Origin of the sequence: Nonlabens antarcticus, from assembly GCF_015356755.1 — a bacterium.
In the GTDB taxonomy this organism is placed as follows: Bacteria; Bacteroidota; Bacteroidia; order Flavobacteriales; family Flavobacteriaceae; genus Nonlabens; species Nonlabens antarcticus.
This window is the reverse complement of the sequence record NZ_JADFCO010000063.1, coordinates 24,615-41,163: the sequence shown is the minus strand read 5'-3', so window position 1 is coordinate 41,163 and position 16,549 is coordinate 24,615. Positions and strand designations below refer to the sequence as shown.

The following is a 16,549-nucleotide window of genomic DNA, read 5'->3' as shown; positions in this document are numbered from 1 at the left end:
AAAATAGTAGTAACACTTAAATCTTAAAATTATGAATCGAGTAAAAAATAAAGTAGCCATTGTCACAGGAGGTGCCTCTGGTCTAGGGAAATCAAGTGCTATTTTATTAGCACGTGAAGGAGCAAAAATCGTTGTTACAGATATAGATGAAGAAGATGGAAAAAAGGTAGTCCAACAAATCAAAGCTAACGGTGGGGAGGCTATATTCATTAAACAAGATGTATCCAAAGAAGATGAATGGAAAAATGTCATTGAGACCACGCTCAAAACTTTCGGAAAATTACACATATTAGCTAATTCTGCCGGAATAGGATTAGGTGGAACTGTAGAAGAAGTTACCCTTGAAGATTGGAAAAACCTCATAGATGTAAACCTAAATGGCACTTTTTTAGGTACTCAGTATGGTATAAAGGGTATGAAGGAAACTGGAGAAGGTGGTTCCATTATCAACTTCTCTTCCATTGAAGGACTTATCGGGGACCCTAACCTACCTGCTTATAACGCAAGCAAAGGCGGTGTTACCATATTCACGAAATCTGCTGCCCTGCATTGTGCAAGACAAGGCTACGGAATCCGTATCAATTCTATACATCCTGCTTATATCTGGACACCAATGGTAGAAAATTTTCTGAAAGCTCAAGGTGATGTAGAAGAAGGCAAAAAGCAATTAGAAAGTTTGCATCCTGTTGGCCATTTGGGAGAGCCTGATGATATAGGCTATGGAGTCGTCTATCTAGCTTCGGATGAATCCAAGTTTATGACTGGTTCTGAATTGGTAATCGATGGTGGCTATACCGCACAATAACAAACTACCCTAAAACAAAAAATTATGAAAAACATACTTGTACCTACCGATTTCTCTGAAAACTGTACTAAAGCTGCACATCTCGGGATTAAAATGGCAAAAACATACAATGCAGAAATACACTTTCTACATCAAATGACAACACCTGTGGATTGGGTAAAATTAGACAAACTTAAAGAAAAGCGTTATCCAGAAACCTTAAAGCAGATAGGTGCTGCAAAGGCTAATTTACGTGAACTCGAAAAAATAGCAGAACACGAAGGTCTTAAATGCCGAACCTTTCTTCAGTTCGATTCAGGACAAAAAGATATTCTGGAACATTCTGGCCATTTTCATCACGACTTTATCATTACAGGTAGTAGCGGAACAAAGGGTCGTGTACGGGAGATAACAGGCAGTAATGTTGAGAAAATTGTCCGAAAGGCTAATGCCCCGATTATTGTGGTCAAAGAAGAGGAAGTAACATTTCCCTTTAAGGACATTCTGTTCGTATCAAATTTTGAAGAAGATGTGAGTCATCCGTTTCAAGCGGTGCTTTCAATAGCTGAAAAATGCGATGCTAAAATTCATTTGTTACGTATAAATACAGAAACAGACTTTAATAGTATCAACGCTGGATTAAACCCTGTCAAGCAATTTCTTGAAAAGTTTCCCGCCTTAAAAAACTTTTCTATGAGTGTTCATAACGAATCTTCAGTAGAGGCAGGTATTAATACATTTTTAAAACATCAGCCAGCAGATTTAATTGCGATGAGTACCCACGGAAAGACAGGTTTTTTGAGCCTATTTTCAAAAAGTATTGCCGAAGGTGTAACCAATCATTCAGAACTTCCTGTAATGACCATACATATTAAAAAATGAAACATCCAATAAACATAGTAAAATATTCGGGCGACGTGGTAGCCTTTGATGTGGATAAACTTATCAATTCATTAAGACGTTCGCAAGCAAGTGAAGAATTGATTCAGCAAATAGTAGGGCAAGTTGAAGACCAATTATACGATGGTATTACCACAAAAAAAATCTATCAAATGGCATTTAAAATGCTAAAAGGTAAGTCGAGAGTAAGTGCTTCAAAATACAAACTCAAAAAAGCCCTGATGGAATTTGGTCCTTCTGGCTTCCCATTTGAGAAGTTGGTAGGCAAACTATTGGCGCACGAAGGATTTTCAACACAGGTTGGTGTCATAGTTCAAGGCAATTGCGTTCAGCACGAAGTGGATGTGATAGCCCAAAAAGACAATACCCATTATATGATTGAATGTAAATACCACAGTGACCAAGGTAGGTTTTGCAACGTGAAAATTCCCTTATATATCCACTCAAGATTTTTAGATGTTGAAAAACAATGGGAACGACAAAAAGGTCACGAAGCCAAGCTTCATAAAGGAGGCGTGTACACCAATACACGATTTACAAGTGATGCGGTGCAATATGGTAAATGCGTAGAGCTACTATTGACAAGTTGGGATTATCCAATTGGTGACGGTTTAAAAGACAGAATAGATAAGTTGGGACTGCACCCTTTAACCGCATTAACTACCCTAACCAAAGCTGAAAAAACAAAGTTATTAGATGAAGGTATCGTGCTCTGCAAGGAGCTTCACGAAAAACCTGTGTTATTGGAAAAGATAGGAATTGATAAAAAAAGACACAAAAAGATTTTAGAAGATTCAGAAGCGCTATGTAAAAGCTCTTGAGAATTAATAATATAAAAGTTCAACAATCTTAAAACAAAAATTATGAAATGAGCCATAGCGATTCTTGATAACAACCGAGATTTTTAATGGCGAATTACATCTGACCGATAAAAAACAATAAAATTTAAACAGATGAAAACAGATGAACTGCAAGAACAGAAAAAAATTGACCTAGAGCCATTTTACCAAGCATTGGAAGATGACCCAAAACTACTTGAGGAAGCCCTTGAAATATTATTGGGTATGGTACACTTCGAGCCTAAATCCGTAAAGAAGTTGGCACTCTTAATCAAAGAGGATTCCCGCAATCTATATAATGAAATAGCGGAATTGAGCAAATCAAACCAAGAAAAAGGAAATACGCCTTCCTGTTGTGGTGGACATTAAACAAATAACATAAAGATGAAAAACAATAAAATAAACATCCACTTTCTAGGAGCGGCAGGTACAGTAACCGGCTCAAAATATCTAGTGGATACAGGAGATAGAAAGATACTTATAGACTGTGGACTTTTTCAAGGGTTAAAGGAATTGCGTCTTAAAAACTGGGAGTACCCACCTGTTAATGTAGGTGATATTGATGCTGTTTTGCTTACCCACGGTCATATGGACCATACAGGTTATTTACCCAGATTGGTAAAACAAGGCTTCAATGGTCCCATTTATGGTACGAATCCTACTTTGGACATTGCAAAAATCATTTTGAATGATAGTGCAAAAATACAGGAGCAAGAAGCCGAACGTGCCAATAAGGAAGGCTATTCCAAACATAGTCCCGCAGAACCATTATACGATTTAAAGGATGTAGAAAAAACTATCCCACACTTTAAAGGAATTCCACAATCACAATGGATTCCATTATTTGACGGTATTAGAGTTCGCTTCCAATACAACGGACATATTCTGGGTGCAACCTATATTGAGTTGGATGTGCACGGAAAACGTTTTGTCTTTTCAGGAGACATTGGTAGAACCAATGATTTATTGCTATATCCACCCCTAAAACCAAAAAAAGTGGATGTACTTTTTATAGAATCTACTTATGGTGGAAGGCTTCATCCTGACGAAGTGGAAGCACTTCCGCAAATTGAAAAATTGGTCAACGACACCATTAATAGAGGGGGCAGTCTATTTGTCCCAAGCTTTTCGGTAGAACGTGCCCAGCTAATGATGCTCATCTTTTGGAAATTATTGAAAGAAAAGAAAATTCCAAAAGTTCAAATGATTATGGACAGTCCGATGGGTGCCAACGTATTGGAATTGTTTCATAGAACTCGTGATTGGCACAGACTGGAGGACAATGAATGTGATGAAATGTGTTCTCACTTTACGGTCGTAAGCAGTTATCGTGAAACAATGGAATTAAGAACAGACAACAAACCAAAAATCGTGATTGCTGGAAGTGGAATGCTTACAGGTGGAAGAATGCTCAACTATCTCGAAACCCAAGCGCAAAACCCAAATAACACCTTACTTTTTGTAGGCTATCAAGCTGAAGGCACTCGTGGAAGAAAACTATTGGAAGGCGACAAGGAATTAAAAGTGTATGGGAAAACGGTATCCTTTCAAATGGAAGTAGCCGAAATTCAAGGCCTCTCGGCACACGCAGACCACGCTGAACTTATAGACTGGATGAGCAAAATAAAAAATAAACCAGCCCGAATTTTTATTGTGCACGGAGAAAAAGAAGGTGCCGAAGCCCTTCAAAAAGGAATGAAGGAAACCTATGGGTGGGATGCAGAAATCCCACAGCTCTATAATATTGAAGAAATAGAATAAATCGAAAAATCACAACAATCAATAAAATATGGACACACACTCAAACATATTAAAATATAAACATCTCGGAATCTATACCCAAAACGAAAATGTAGTGTATATGCGCGAAGATTGCCACGTCTGTATTTCAGAAGGGTTTGAGGCACTTACCCGAATAAGAATATCCAATGCAAATAAATCAATCGTAGCAAGTCTTAATGTCCTGAATTCTGATATTCTGTTGCCCAATGAAATCGGACTATCAGATGCTGCTGCGAAAAAACTGAATGTTTCCCCAAATGATACATTATATGTTTCCCATTTAGAACCAATTGAATCTTTAAGCCACGTCAGGGCAAAAATCTACAATCAAAAGCTGGATTACAATGCATATAACAACATCATAACCGATATCGTTGAAGGCGATTATTCCAACATCCACCTTTCGGCATTCATAACTGCCTGCGCAGGTGACCGAATGGATATTGATGAAATATCTGACCTTACCAAAGCAATGATTGCTTCTGGTAAGCAACTGAACTGGAACAAAGATATCGTGGTGGACAAACATTGTATTGGCGGATTGCCTGGAAATAGAACAACACCGTTAGTCGTTGCCATTGTTGCCGCATATGGGCTTACTATGCCAAAAACATCCTCACGGGCAATCACTTCGCCAGCAGGCACAGCAGATACAATGGAAGTACTTACCAATGTGACGCTTTCTTTAGAAGAAATAAAGACCGTGGTAGAAAAAGAAGGCGGTTGTTTTGTTTGGGGCGGAACAGCCCAATTAAGTCCTGCGGATGATGTGCTCATCAAAATTGAAAAAGCCTTGGATATTGATAGTGAAGGGCAGCTCATTGCTTCGGTACTCTCTAAAAAAGCAGCAGCTGGTTCCACTCACGTGGTCATTGATATTCCCGTGGGTGAAACCGCCAAGGTTCGTAGTACCGAAATGGCTCAAAAACTAAAAAATCATATGGAAACCGTTGGGACATCTGTTGGCTTGAATGTAAAAGTTGTCATTACAGATGGCTCACAACCTGTCGGAAGGGGTATCGGCCCCACTTTAGAAGCCATTGATATTTTAAAAGTTTTGAAAAATGAAGCAGATGCACCAAAAGACCTAACAGAAAGAGCATTGCTTTTAGCCGCTGAACTAATAGAGCTTTCTGGCAAAGTAGAAAAAGGGAAAGGGTTAGAAACCGCACATCAAATTCTCACATCTGGTCAGGCTTATAAAAAATTCCTTGCTATTTGTAATGCGCAAGGTCGCTTTTCAAAACCTGTTTTAGCACCCTATAAAACCGAAATTAGAGCAGAAACCCCTGGGGTTTTAAAGCGAATTGATAACCGAAAAATCGCAAAACTCGCCAAGCTTTCCGGAGCGCCTCAATCCAAGTCCGCAGGGATTCTTCTAAATGTTCATTTGGGAGAACAAATTGAGGAGAACCAATTGCTTTATACTATATATGCTGAATCCAAAGGCGAACTCAACTATGCCCTGGAATATAAAAACAACCATAACGATATCATAACTATAATTTAAAAAACTATGAAAACAATATTATTCAGTCTTCCCGGAAATGAAGAACTCACAGAACTAATGGCTACAAAAATGGAAGCTGAAGTGGGCAAAGCCACTTTACGGAAATTCCCTGACGGAGAATCATACACGCGCATATTATCTGATGTTAAAGACAAATGTGTGGTACTGGTATGCACCTTGCACGAACCAGATGCAAAACTCTTGCCACTCTATTTTCTAAGCCATACAGCCAAATCGTTGGGAGCAATGTGTACCTGTTTAGTAGCGCCCTATTTGGCTTATATGCGTCAGGACAAAGTCTTTAATGAGGGTGAAGGGGTAACTTCTGGTTTCTTTGGAAAATTGATTTCAGGTTTTGCGGATAGCATTACCACGGTTGACCCTCATTTGCATAGAATTAGTTCTTTAGGAGAAGTGTATCAAATTCCAAATAAAGTGATTCACGCTGCCGATGCTATTTCAGAATGGATTAAAGAAAATATCGAAAATCCGGTACTTATTGGACCCGATTCGGAAAGTGAACAATGGGTTTCTGAAGTCGCCAAAAATGCCGGAGCACCATTTACAGTATTACAAAAGGTGCGTCACGGCGACCGTGATGTAGAAGTCTCTGTTCCCGATGTGGATAAATACAAAGATGCTACTCCCATTTTGGTAGATGATATTATTTCGACAGCACGTACAATGATTGAAACCGTACAACATCTGAAAAAAGCAGGAATGAAACCACCTATTTGCGTAGGTATTCACGCCGTTTTTTCAGGAAATGCCTATCAAGATTTATTGGATTCCGGAGTGGAAAAAATAGTGACGTGCAATACCATCCCGCACCCTTCAAATGCTATTGATTTAAGCGATATTATGGCAAAAGAGGTCAAAAAATTAATGCATCACATATGAGAAAACAAGGCTTCATAGTACTATTTATATTATTCAGTATCACAATAAATGCACAAACTGAAATGCTCATTGGGCAGATTTCAGGTAGAGTTGTTATTCGAGAAAATTTTGATGAAGAAGGCTCTTTTCTAAACAAACAAACTTTTGAAGCTGGTGAAACAATAAAGAAAAATGGATACTATGAAATTGAGGTGGTTACGGAATTGTTTGATAAAGACAAAATAGCGACCGATAAATACACCACAACCTATCGCTGTAAGCCTGATGAAGCCAGTATAATGGTAATGGCATTTCCATTTTCAAACCCAAAATCAAAAGAAACCGAAATTAATACCACTTCTAAAAAATTTAAAGAACTCTACGACTTGAAAAATCTTGAAAATATAGAACTGGAAATGAGTTTTGATTCGGGCTTGTTGAATTTTTTTGGCTCAAAAAGTACCATAAAAATTTACGACCGAAAATTTAATAATAGCGAAAATAATATTAATTCAAAAATTAACATTAAGGCCTATGCCTTGGGAATTCGCATTAAGCAACTCAATTATACTGTTAACGAGAAATTAAATGCACAAGGTCTATTGACCTTTCAAAAATTTACAGAAGAAGACAACAGTTATTTTACAATGACTTATAAATAAAAATAAATGAAAAATTATGACACCCTTTCAGAAGCTATTAACGATTTGCAGACAAACGAATACCCTTATGATTTCAACTTAAAACCTGAATGTCTGGAATGTGCTTCCCTGAAAATTGAGATTCGACCAGAAGATTTTAAAGTGGATAAAATATATCGCTTTGAAGGAATGAGCAGTACCGATGATAACAGCATTTTATATGCAATATCTTCCAAAAAAGGGCTTAAAGGTCTTTTAGTAGATGCTTATGGCGTCTATGCCGAAAACATATCGGAAGCAATGAGAAAAAAATTACGATAACACTTAAACAATACTATAATGGAAAATCACGAGCAGCACAAAAACAACGAAATGGACCATTCGAAAATGGATCATTCTAAAATGAACCACGAAAAAGAAGATCATTCCAAAATGGATCATTCCAAGATGAGAAATGGAGGTGGAGACCATTCGGGTCATAATCCGGGTCACGGACAAATGGGTCACGACCATCATAAAATGATGATTGCAGACTTTAGAAAACGGTTTTGGGTAACACTCGTGCTTACCATCCCCATATTGTTCTTCTCACCAATGATTCAAGAATTTTTTGGTTATGAATTTTTACTTCCAGGAAATCCATACATCCTTTTTGCACTTTCCACTGTTGTATATTTTTATGGTGGTTGGCCTTTTCTTAAAGGATTTGTTTCCGAAATAAAGAATGGTGCACCTGGTATGATGACACTTATATCTATGGCAATAAGTGTCGCCTATTTCTACAGTTCTGCAACTGTCTTTGGTTTACGAGGAGTTGACTTTTTCTGGGAGCTGTCAACACTAATTGCTATTATGCTTGTTGGTCATTGGATAGAAATGAAAAGTGTATTAGGCGCTTCAAAAGCATTACAACTTTTAGTTAGTATGATGCCTGCCGAAGCTCACAGGGTAAAAGGCGACACTATTGAAGATATACCACTTGAAGATTTGTTAAAAAATGACGTGATTTTGGTAAAGCCAGGAGAGAAAGTTCCAGCTGATGGTATCATAGTAGAAGGTTCAAGTTATTTAAACGAATCAATGCTTACAGGGGAGTCCAAGCCTGTAAAAAAAGAAGAAAAGGATAAGGTAATAGGTGGTTCAGTAAATGGCAATAGCACTTTAAAGGTAAAGGTGGAACATACAGGAAAAGACAGCTATCTCAATAAGGTTATTACGATGGTTGAGGAAGCACAAAAGACCAAATCTAAAATGCAAAACCTTTCCGATAGGGCAGCAAAATGGTTGACTTATATAGCTTTGGCTATTGGTTTTGGTACGTTGGCAGTTTGGCTGATTTTAGGCTTTCCGTTTGTGTATGCATTAGAAAGAATGGTTACCGTTATGGTCATCGCTTGTCCACACGCATTGGGTCTTGCAATTCCTCTTGTAGTTGCCATTTCTACTGCTGTATCTGCACAAAATGGATTATTAATCCGTAATAGAACTGCCTTTGAAGAATCACGTAAGATATCCGCCTTACTATTTGACAAAACAGGGACTTTGACCAAAGGGGACTTTGGCGTTACTCGAATCAAATCTGTAAATGCGTCCTATTCAAACGATGAAATCTTAAGACTGTCAAGTGCGTTGGAACAAAGTTCAGAACATCCAATTGCTGTTGGGATTATTAAAAAAGTTAAAGAAGACAATATTACAATCCCAAAGCCTGAAAACTTTAATGCGATCACTGGTAAAGGTGTAGAGGCAAATGTAGAAGGAAAGCAAGTAAAAGTGGTTAGTCCTGGTTATTTAAGGGATGAAAAAATAACTATTCCTGAAGATGCTTATAGTGACGCTGCTGAAACTGTTGTATTTGTATTAATTGAAGGACAACTAGCAGGATACATTGCGCTTGCTGATGAAATAAGACCTGAATCTGCGGAAGCTATAAAAATATTTAAAAAGAATAATATCAAAGTTTTGATGGCAACTGGGGATAACGAAAAAACAGCCAAAGCTGTGAGTGAAAAATTAGGATTGGATGGCTACTATGCCGAAGTGCTACCGCACCAAAAAGTAGAAATTGTAGAAGAATTACAAAACAAAGGAGAGTTTGTGGCTATGACTGGAGACGGCGTAAACGATGCGCCCGCACTTGCCAAAGCTGATGTAGGAATCGCTGTTGGTTCTGGTACTGATGTAGCCGCCGAAACAGCCGATATTATATTGGTAAATAGCAATCCACAAGATATTGCAAACCTAATTTTGTTCGGAAAGGCTACGTACAATAAAATGATTCAGAACCTAATATGGGCAACTGGGTATAATGTGGTGGCCATTCCATTAGCTGCAGGTGTTCTATACTCTTCTGGCTTTGTTTTAGGACCAGCTGTAGGAGCGGTATTTATGAGTTTGAGTACAATTATAGTGGCTATTAATGCGCAATTATTGAAGCGAAAAATCGGTAAAAAATAAATGGATAGAAAAGAAAAACTCAACAGGATATTTTTAATTCTATTGAGTTTGTTTGTAGTGATGTTGGGCTATGGTATATTATTGCCAACCCTTCCTTACTATACCGAAAGATTAGCTTTAAAAGACAATCTTGACACCGACCTTATCAATTTCCATATTGGATTGCTCACAAGCATTTATCCATTTTTTCAGTTACTATTCGTAGTGGTTTGGGGAAAACTATCGGACAGATACGGCAGGAAACCTATTATCATTTGTGGACTAATCGGTTTTGTAATTATGCAATTACTTACCGGCCTAGCCACATCCTTGACAATGCTATATATCGCTCGAATTTTTGGTGGAATTTTTACGTCATCAGTTATTCCAGTTAGCAATGCATATTTAAGTGATATTACATCTGAAAAACGTAGAACAAAAATAATGGCCTGGTCTGGTGTTGCCATTAGCTCTGGTGTTATTTTCGGCCCTGTCATTGGCGGCTTTCTGTCCCAAACTGATATTCATATAAAATATACAATAGGCCTGCTACATTTAGACCGATTTTCAGTGCCCTTTTTATTCGCTGCACTACTAGGATTGATTGTCCTTTTGGTTGTGATGAAATGGTTAAAAAACACCGCTCGCGTACATAAGTTCACAACACGAAAAGTGAGTTTGCGGTTCACATTTACTAAATATTTTATCGTATTACTAGTGCTATCGTTTGTTATCCAATTTGTGGTGACGCTATTTGAAACTGTCTTTTCAATCTACGGAAAAGATGAATTAGGATTTAATAGTAATCAAGTTGGTATTGGTTTTATGCTATGTGGTTCAATAATGGCTGTTTTACAACCTGTGTTCGCTACTTATGGAGAGAAGTTTTTATCAACAAAGAAACAAATTGCTTTAGGGTTATTAATATCTGGTTTATCCTTGATTGCCTTTCCATTTTTTAACAATGAATTTTTAGTCTATGGATTAATCGTTGTTTTTGCTGCTGGAGGCGCTATGGTAACACCAAATTTGCTCTCTGCGGTTTCATTAATATCAAAGAAAAATACTGGCAGGAATATTTCTATTCAGAGTTCGACCAATAGTATTGGTCAGATTCTAGGCCCCGTTTTAGGAACTTGGCTGATTGCAGGCGGTTTTTACTATCCTTTCATAATTGCTGGTAGCATTGTTTTGCTCGCTATTGGTTGTCTGTTCTTTTTTAAAAATCCCCCATAAAAAGATATAACATACAAACATTACTTATTGATAATTAACCCAAATCTAAAGCCCCAAAAATATTTTGCATAAGTTAATTCATATAATACTAGACAATTACAAAGAGGAAATAAAAGTAGTTGAGGAATCTAATCTAAACGATTTCAACAATGTTGAACAAGGTATTTCTATTTCAAGACAATACTTGCAGAAATTACGCATCTGTGTAAGGGAAAATGAATTCGTAGATAAAAAGAATGAAATAATATTCTTTAAAAAGCATAAACCTTACATCTATAGCAGACTGAAATTTTATGCCAAACTCTACAATTTCTTGATAAATAGACCTGCGGGAACAATAAAATCTCAACAGGAATTTATTGATTCAGAAATAAATAGGCTACAAGAAAGTAATCGACGGAATATAGATTTCATTAAATATTATAGAGAGGATTCTGAACTTCTGGATGAATTCTATTTTCTGCGAGGAAATGATAAAATTAGCTTGGTATCAAACACTTCTCATTTTTATACAGATGCTGAATTTTCCACAAGCCACGATAATGCAATTGCCAAAATTATGGCCTATGACCTATTAATAAGCCATTACGTTGAAGAGTTAAGTAATTTAAGGGATTTGTCATACGGCATACCGAATAAGCTGAATACTCTATCAAACGGTGAGCGACTTGGTTGGACTGCTTCAAAAACAGACCTAATTGAGTTAATTTATGCATTACAGGCATCTGGCGCAATAAAAAGTGGTACAGCTGGTATTAAAGAAATGGCATCAGCTTGTGAAGATATTTTTGAACTTAATCTTGGTAACGTTTATAGAACTTTTCTCGAAATAAGAGAACGGAAAATCGACCAAACCAAGTTTATTGATAGACTAAAAGCAACACTTTTAAGGCGAATGGAAGAAACGGACGGTTGATATTTTCATTTTTAAAAATGTTAAATTTCTTCCCAAGTTGGGTCTTACTTGGGAAAAAATAAAATTAATTTTATCTATTATCATTTGGCATAGATGATTTTAAGTGACACCTCTAAAGCAAACCAATTTAAACCATTGAAAATGAGTAAATAAAAACACCCTACTTGGGTACAACTTGGGATTAAAATCCAATAAACCATCCCAAATTTGTAGAACGAAAGTCAAATCAGGTCAGGGACTATCAAATTAGTTGAAATCGATACGATAGTCCCTTTCTTTAAAACCGTTCTATTATGCCAGCAAATATTATTACCACCGACGACCTTCGAGAATTTAAAATGGAATTGCTCGATGACATCAAGAATCTTCTATCTAAACAAGCAACTGGAAAACTCAAGAAATATTTAAAATCTTCCGAGGTAATGGACTTGCTTCAAGTAAGTCCAGGTACATTACAGAATCTTCGCATCAATGGAACGTTGCCATACACAAAAGTTGGGGGCATTATCTACTATGATGCAGAGGAAATTCAAGGTGTAATGAACTCAAATCGAGTGCAGCACAAGCAAAATTCTTAAAAGATGAACTATATAAAGCTACTAAATGCGGCTTTTGAAAAGTTCTTTTTTGATGACCGCCTCAATCCAACGCACATAAGCCTATATATGGCGCTGTTCCAAGAATGGAACAGTAGTCGGTTTGCAGATGAGTTCTATGTAAACCGTCGCGAATTAATGCGCGTTGCCAAGATTGGTTCAAAATCCACTTATCATAGATGTGTGACAGACCTCGATTCTTGGAACTATCTATCCTACTTCCCTTCTAACAATCCCTACAAAGGCAGTAAAATCAAGATGTCCATTATTGGGACAAGTGATGAACCTGTTACGGGACAGTACAATCCCATATTAGAACAGCTTGCGGAACAGTACCGTCCCATACGTGAACCAGTAGTGTACCAACACCATCCCAATAATGAACAAGCTTTGGACTCGCACCGTCCCACCAGTGGACAAGCATTGGTATCTACTATAAACAATATCAAACAAGAAAACTATATAAAACAGCCAAAGGGCTGGCAGGCCGTTTTTATTTTTTTTAAAGAAAAAGGTTTTGATGCTGATGAAGCAAAAAAATTCTATGAGCATTACCAAACCCGAAATTGGCAAACGAGTGATGGAAATGAAATTAGAGATTGGCGTGCCTTGGCTACGAACTGGATGGACAGAACAGAATTATACGCCGAGGAAAACAAACCAAACAAAAAACAAGCGTCCCAAATCAAGGACAACTTGCGAACCACTAAAAACAAAGACTATGGACAACCCCTCTAAAATAACCGAAGGTGGCGTGGAATACTCGCTCGGAAACTTTGATGGTAAAAGCGTTCTCTACGACTTCCCAAAAATTCTAATTTACTTGAATGCCAAGGGCAAGCTGCTATTTGGGAAGAAGTTTAGGATTTACGATGAGGATAAGGTGATACTGCTAAAGCTCTGTTCTTACTTCATCAAGGATAAAGAGAACTGCTCAACTTACGGAATTGACATCGATAAAGGTATCCTGCTTTCTGGACCCGTAGGCTGCGGTAAGACCAGCTTAATGAAATTGCTACGTCATTTGGTGCCGTTGCAACGTACTTACGAAATGATTCCTTGCCGGAACGTAACCTTCAGCTTTAATCATTTAGGTTTTAAAACGGTCGAGGAATATGGAAATACCAAATTTTATTGCTTTGATGATTTAGGAGTTGAACCCGCTGGTCGTTTTTACGGTAAAGACCTAAACGTTATGGGCGAGGTTTTACTATCACGCTATGAATTATTTATACAGACCAAAGGCAATATAAAAACCCACGCCACAACCAATCTCAATGCTCAAGAACTGGAAGAACGCTATGGCAATCGTGTTCGTAGCAGGATGCGTGAACTGTTTAACTTGATTGCTTTCGATACAAAAGCTGGCGATAAGAGGAAGTGAATTATGCAATAATAATAAAGCTTAAAAATCACTAAACTATTTAGAAATAATTGAAAACTATTTTTACGAGCATTCGATTTCGCTATATTAGAAGCTTAAAATTTTTAATTTAATATGACCGACCTATTTGACCAACCTTCAAAAAAAATTAATCATCAAGAACTTTTCTTTAAACTATATCAAGCAAAAGACGAGAATGATTTAATAAGTATTATCAAATCATACCCTTCAATATTCGATGACTCAAACTGGAAACCACTGGGTGGAAATTTTAGTAATTATGGTGTGGTAAAAAACCAACAGTCAAGCCCCATTGCTGCTTTGATAGAGAAAGTAACCAACGCCATTGATGCCATACTAACTAAAGAATGTATTCTTTCAGGAACTGACCCAAAATCTGATGTTGCACCAAGAACTATGGACGAGGCTATTCAAAGATTTTATCCAGAAAATAATTGGGATTTACCTTCATTTCGCAAAAAACAAGCTGAGAATATTCAAATTATTGCTGACGGGAAGGGACCACGGAACCAGCGGAATCAACATCCAACATCGGTAATTGTTTATGATAACGGTGAAGGTCAACATCCAGAAAAGTTTGAGGACACCTTTCTATCACTACTTCGAGGTAATAAAAATGATATTCACTTCGTACAGGGTAAATATAATATGGGTGGAAGCGGTGCCATTGTATTCTGTGGAAAGAAAAGATATCAGCTCATTGCTTCAAAGCGTTACACGAATGATGGTGGTTTTGGATTTACCTTGGTACGTGAGCATCCTAAAAAAGAATCGGACCAAGCAAAAGAAACCTGGTACGAATACTTGCTCATTGATGAAAAAATCCCATCTTTTACAATAACGCAATTAGACCTTGGCCTCAACAATCGTCAATTTGAAACTGGCACCATATTAAAACTCTATTCGTATCAATTTCCTAAAGGCTATTCTGGTTTTGCCCAAGACCTAAACCAAAGTGTAAATGAGTTTTTATTTCAACCTGCACTACCAATTTTAACGGTCGACACCGCAGAACGTTATCCAAACAATAAAGTTCTCGAAAATGATTTGTTCGGATTAAAAAGACGGTTGGCAGCTGAAGAATCTGAATATCTGGACGAGAGTTTTTCAGAAAATTTTTCAGATGATGTATTCGGAAAGATGAAGGTGTCTTGCTATGTGTTTAAAACTAAGGTAAAGGACTACGACCTTAAGAGAACCAAAAAAATTATACAGGACAGGTATTTTAAAAATTCAATGTCAGTTATGTTCTCACTCAATGGTCAAACTCACGGACATTATACTGCTGAGTTTATAACACGCTCATTGAAGCTCAACCTTCTAAAGAGTCACTTACTTATTCACGTGGATTGCACCGAAATGAAATATAACTTTCGGAAGGAATTATTTATGGCCTCTCGCGACAGACTTAAAGATGGTGACGAAACCCAATTTCTAAGAAGTTATCTAGCTAAAAAACTAAGCGCGAAAGATGGAAGGTTGGCAGAAATAGAAAAACGTCGAAAACAAGCAGTGGATATTGACACGTCCTCAAACACGAGTGATTTATTAAAAAGCTTTACAAAGAATCTACCCCTTGATTCAGAGTTGGCAAAATTGCTAAACCAAACGTTTAAGCTCGACATTAAAAAGGATAGAAAAACTGAAGGACAAAAGAAACGTACTTCTACTGAAAAAGAACCCACACCTTTTGAACCTAAAAGGTTTCCATCATTTTTTCAAATTGATACTAAAAATAATAATGAAAAAGAGGTCGCCACGATACCACTAAATGGTGAAAAGTCCATTCGCTTTTCCACAGATGTAGCAAATGATTATTTTGATAGGATTGAAGAACCTGGGGATTTAAGGGTTAGTGTGCTCAATATAAAACCAAACGATTCTAATGGCGGAAATAGACCTGGTGAGCCAAAAGAAATAGATGAAGTTTTTAACGTGATAAAAAGTAGCCCGAACAAAGGAAAAATAAGAATCTCTCTTAATCCTAAAGATGAATTGAAAGTTGGCGATAGCGTTCAAATCAAAGCAAGTCTATCATCACCCAATGGTAATATAGAGGAAATGTTTTGGGTTAAAATTGCCGACAATAGTAAACCAAAAGACGAGACGCCTAAAAAAGAAAGCGATAATGATTTGTTGGGATTACCAAAATTAGTTTTTATGTACAAGAACGTAGATGAGAATTCTGATACAGATGTAACTTGGGAAGCGGTAGAAGAAGCTACAAGCCTTGATGTAGATTATTCGACGGTTATGATTCCAGATGCTGAGGGTGATTTACTCAATCGCATTTTTATCAATATGGACAGTACTGTATTGAAAAACTTCAAGTCGAAAGAAAGGAATATCAACCACGAGCAATTAGAACTTGCTAACCGAAAATATTACACCTCAGTATATTTTCACACCTTATTTCTTTACACTATAAGCAAAAATAGGGGTTATGAAATTAGGCAAAAAGTAGAGGGAAAAGATGATTTAGAACACGTTGATTTGGGCCAATACCTTAAGGATTTGTTTGACCATTACTACTCAACCTTTATTTTAAATTTTGGCGGGATGGAAACTATGATGCAGGGAATTGGCGACTAAAATTAAGTGTTTTCCTGATCAATAATCACAGAG

16 protein-coding genes are annotated in these 16,549 nt (G+C 37.1%); all 16 read left to right on the top strand.

The features are described 5' to 3' along the window. The first annotated feature begins 31 nt into the window (after positions 1-31). The 16 genes from IQ282_RS04470 to IQ282_RS04395 all read left to right on the top strand — a co-directional run bounded on the left by IQ282_RS04470 (position 32) and on the right by IQ282_RS04395 (position 16,516). Positions 32-805 (top strand): SDR family oxidoreductase, encoded by a 774-nt coding sequence (locus IQ282_RS04470; RefSeq protein ID WP_070237408.1) that lies wholly within the window; start codon positions 32-34, stop codon positions 803-805. Between the two features lie 24 nt (positions 806-829). Next, positions 830-1,666 carry a universal stress protein gene (locus tag IQ282_RS04465; RefSeq protein ID WP_121344438.1) on the top strand — a complete coding sequence of 279 codons (837 nt, stop codon included), beginning with the start codon at positions 830-832 and terminating at the stop codon, positions 1,664-1,666. Next, positions 1,663-2,505: an ATP cone domain-containing protein gene (locus IQ282_RS04460; RefSeq protein ID WP_121344437.1), complete on the top strand. Its 843-nt coding sequence runs from the start codon at positions 1,663-1,665 to the stop codon at positions 2,503-2,505. Before IQ282_RS04465 ends, IQ282_RS04460 begins: the two co-directional genes overlap by 4 nt. Positions 2,506-2,637: 132 nt before the next feature. Then, a complete protein-coding gene (locus IQ282_RS04455; protein ID WP_121344436.1) occupies positions 2,638-2,892 on the top strand; it encodes a hypothetical protein in 255 nt (84 codons plus the stop codon). A gap of 15 nt (positions 2,893-2,907) precedes the next feature. Further along, positions 2,908-4,284, top strand: coding sequence for an MBL fold metallo-hydrolase RNA specificity domain-containing protein (locus tag IQ282_RS04450; RefSeq protein WP_121344435.1), 1,377 nt, complete (start codon positions 2,908-2,910; stop codon positions 4,282-4,284). A gap of 28 nt (positions 4,285-4,312) precedes the next feature. Further along, the gene (locus IQ282_RS04445) at positions 4,313-5,815 is read left to right on the top strand and encodes a thymidine phosphorylase family protein (RefSeq protein WP_121344434.1); all 1,503 of its coding nucleotides are present in this window, start codon (positions 4,313-4,315) and stop codon (positions 5,813-5,815) included. A gap of 6 nt (positions 5,816-5,821) precedes the next feature. Further along, the gene (locus tag IQ282_RS04440; RefSeq protein ID WP_121344433.1) at positions 5,822-6,715 is read left to right on the top strand and encodes a ribose-phosphate pyrophosphokinase; all 894 of its coding nucleotides are present in this window, start codon (positions 5,822-5,824) and stop codon (positions 6,713-6,715) included. Beyond that, positions 6,712-7,356, top strand: coding sequence for a hypothetical protein (locus IQ282_RS04435; RefSeq protein WP_121344432.1), 645 nt, complete (start codon positions 6,712-6,714; stop codon positions 7,354-7,356). Before IQ282_RS04440 ends, IQ282_RS04435 begins: the two co-directional genes overlap by 4 nt. A gap of 6 nt (positions 7,357-7,362) precedes the next feature. Then, positions 7,363-7,656: a hypothetical protein gene (locus IQ282_RS04430; RefSeq protein ID WP_034886805.1), complete on the top strand. Its 294-nt coding sequence runs from the start codon at positions 7,363-7,365 to the stop codon at positions 7,654-7,656. Between the two features lie 18 nt (positions 7,657-7,674). Further along, positions 7,675-9,792, top strand: a complete 2,118-nt coding sequence (locus IQ282_RS04425) for a copper-translocating P-type ATPase (RefSeq protein WP_034886804.1) — start codon at positions 7,675-7,677, stop codon at positions 9,790-9,792. Beyond that, a complete protein-coding gene (locus IQ282_RS04420; RefSeq protein ID WP_121344431.1) occupies positions 9,793-11,007 on the top strand; it encodes an MFS transporter in 1,215 nt (404 codons plus the stop codon). Between the two features lie 64 nt (positions 11,008-11,071). Then, positions 11,072-11,923, top strand: a complete 852-nt coding sequence (locus IQ282_RS04415) for an RteC domain-containing protein (RefSeq protein WP_070237401.1) — start codon at positions 11,072-11,074, stop codon at positions 11,921-11,923. A 293-nt stretch (positions 11,924-12,216) separates the two neighbouring features. Continuing rightward, entirely contained in the window at positions 12,217-12,501 is a 285-nt protein-coding gene (locus tag IQ282_RS04410; protein WP_026754847.1) for a helix-turn-helix domain-containing protein, read from the top strand. A 3-nt stretch (positions 12,502-12,504) separates the two neighbouring features. Next, positions 12,505-13,257 carry a hypothetical protein gene (locus IQ282_RS04405; RefSeq protein WP_194850695.1) on the top strand — a complete coding sequence of 251 codons (753 nt, stop codon included), beginning with the start codon at positions 12,505-12,507 and terminating at the stop codon, positions 13,255-13,257. Beyond that, a complete protein-coding gene (locus tag IQ282_RS04400) occupies positions 13,241-13,903 on the top strand; it encodes an ATPase (protein WP_194850694.1) in 663 nt (220 codons plus the stop codon). Before IQ282_RS04405 ends, IQ282_RS04400 begins: the two co-directional genes overlap by 17 nt. A 114-nt stretch (positions 13,904-14,017) precedes the next feature. After that, complete coding sequence (locus IQ282_RS04395) at positions 14,018-16,516, top strand: hypothetical protein (protein WP_228547218.1); 2,499 nt, start codon at positions 14,018-14,020, stop codon at positions 16,514-16,516. The last annotated feature ends 33 nt before the right edge of the window (positions 16,517-16,549 follow it).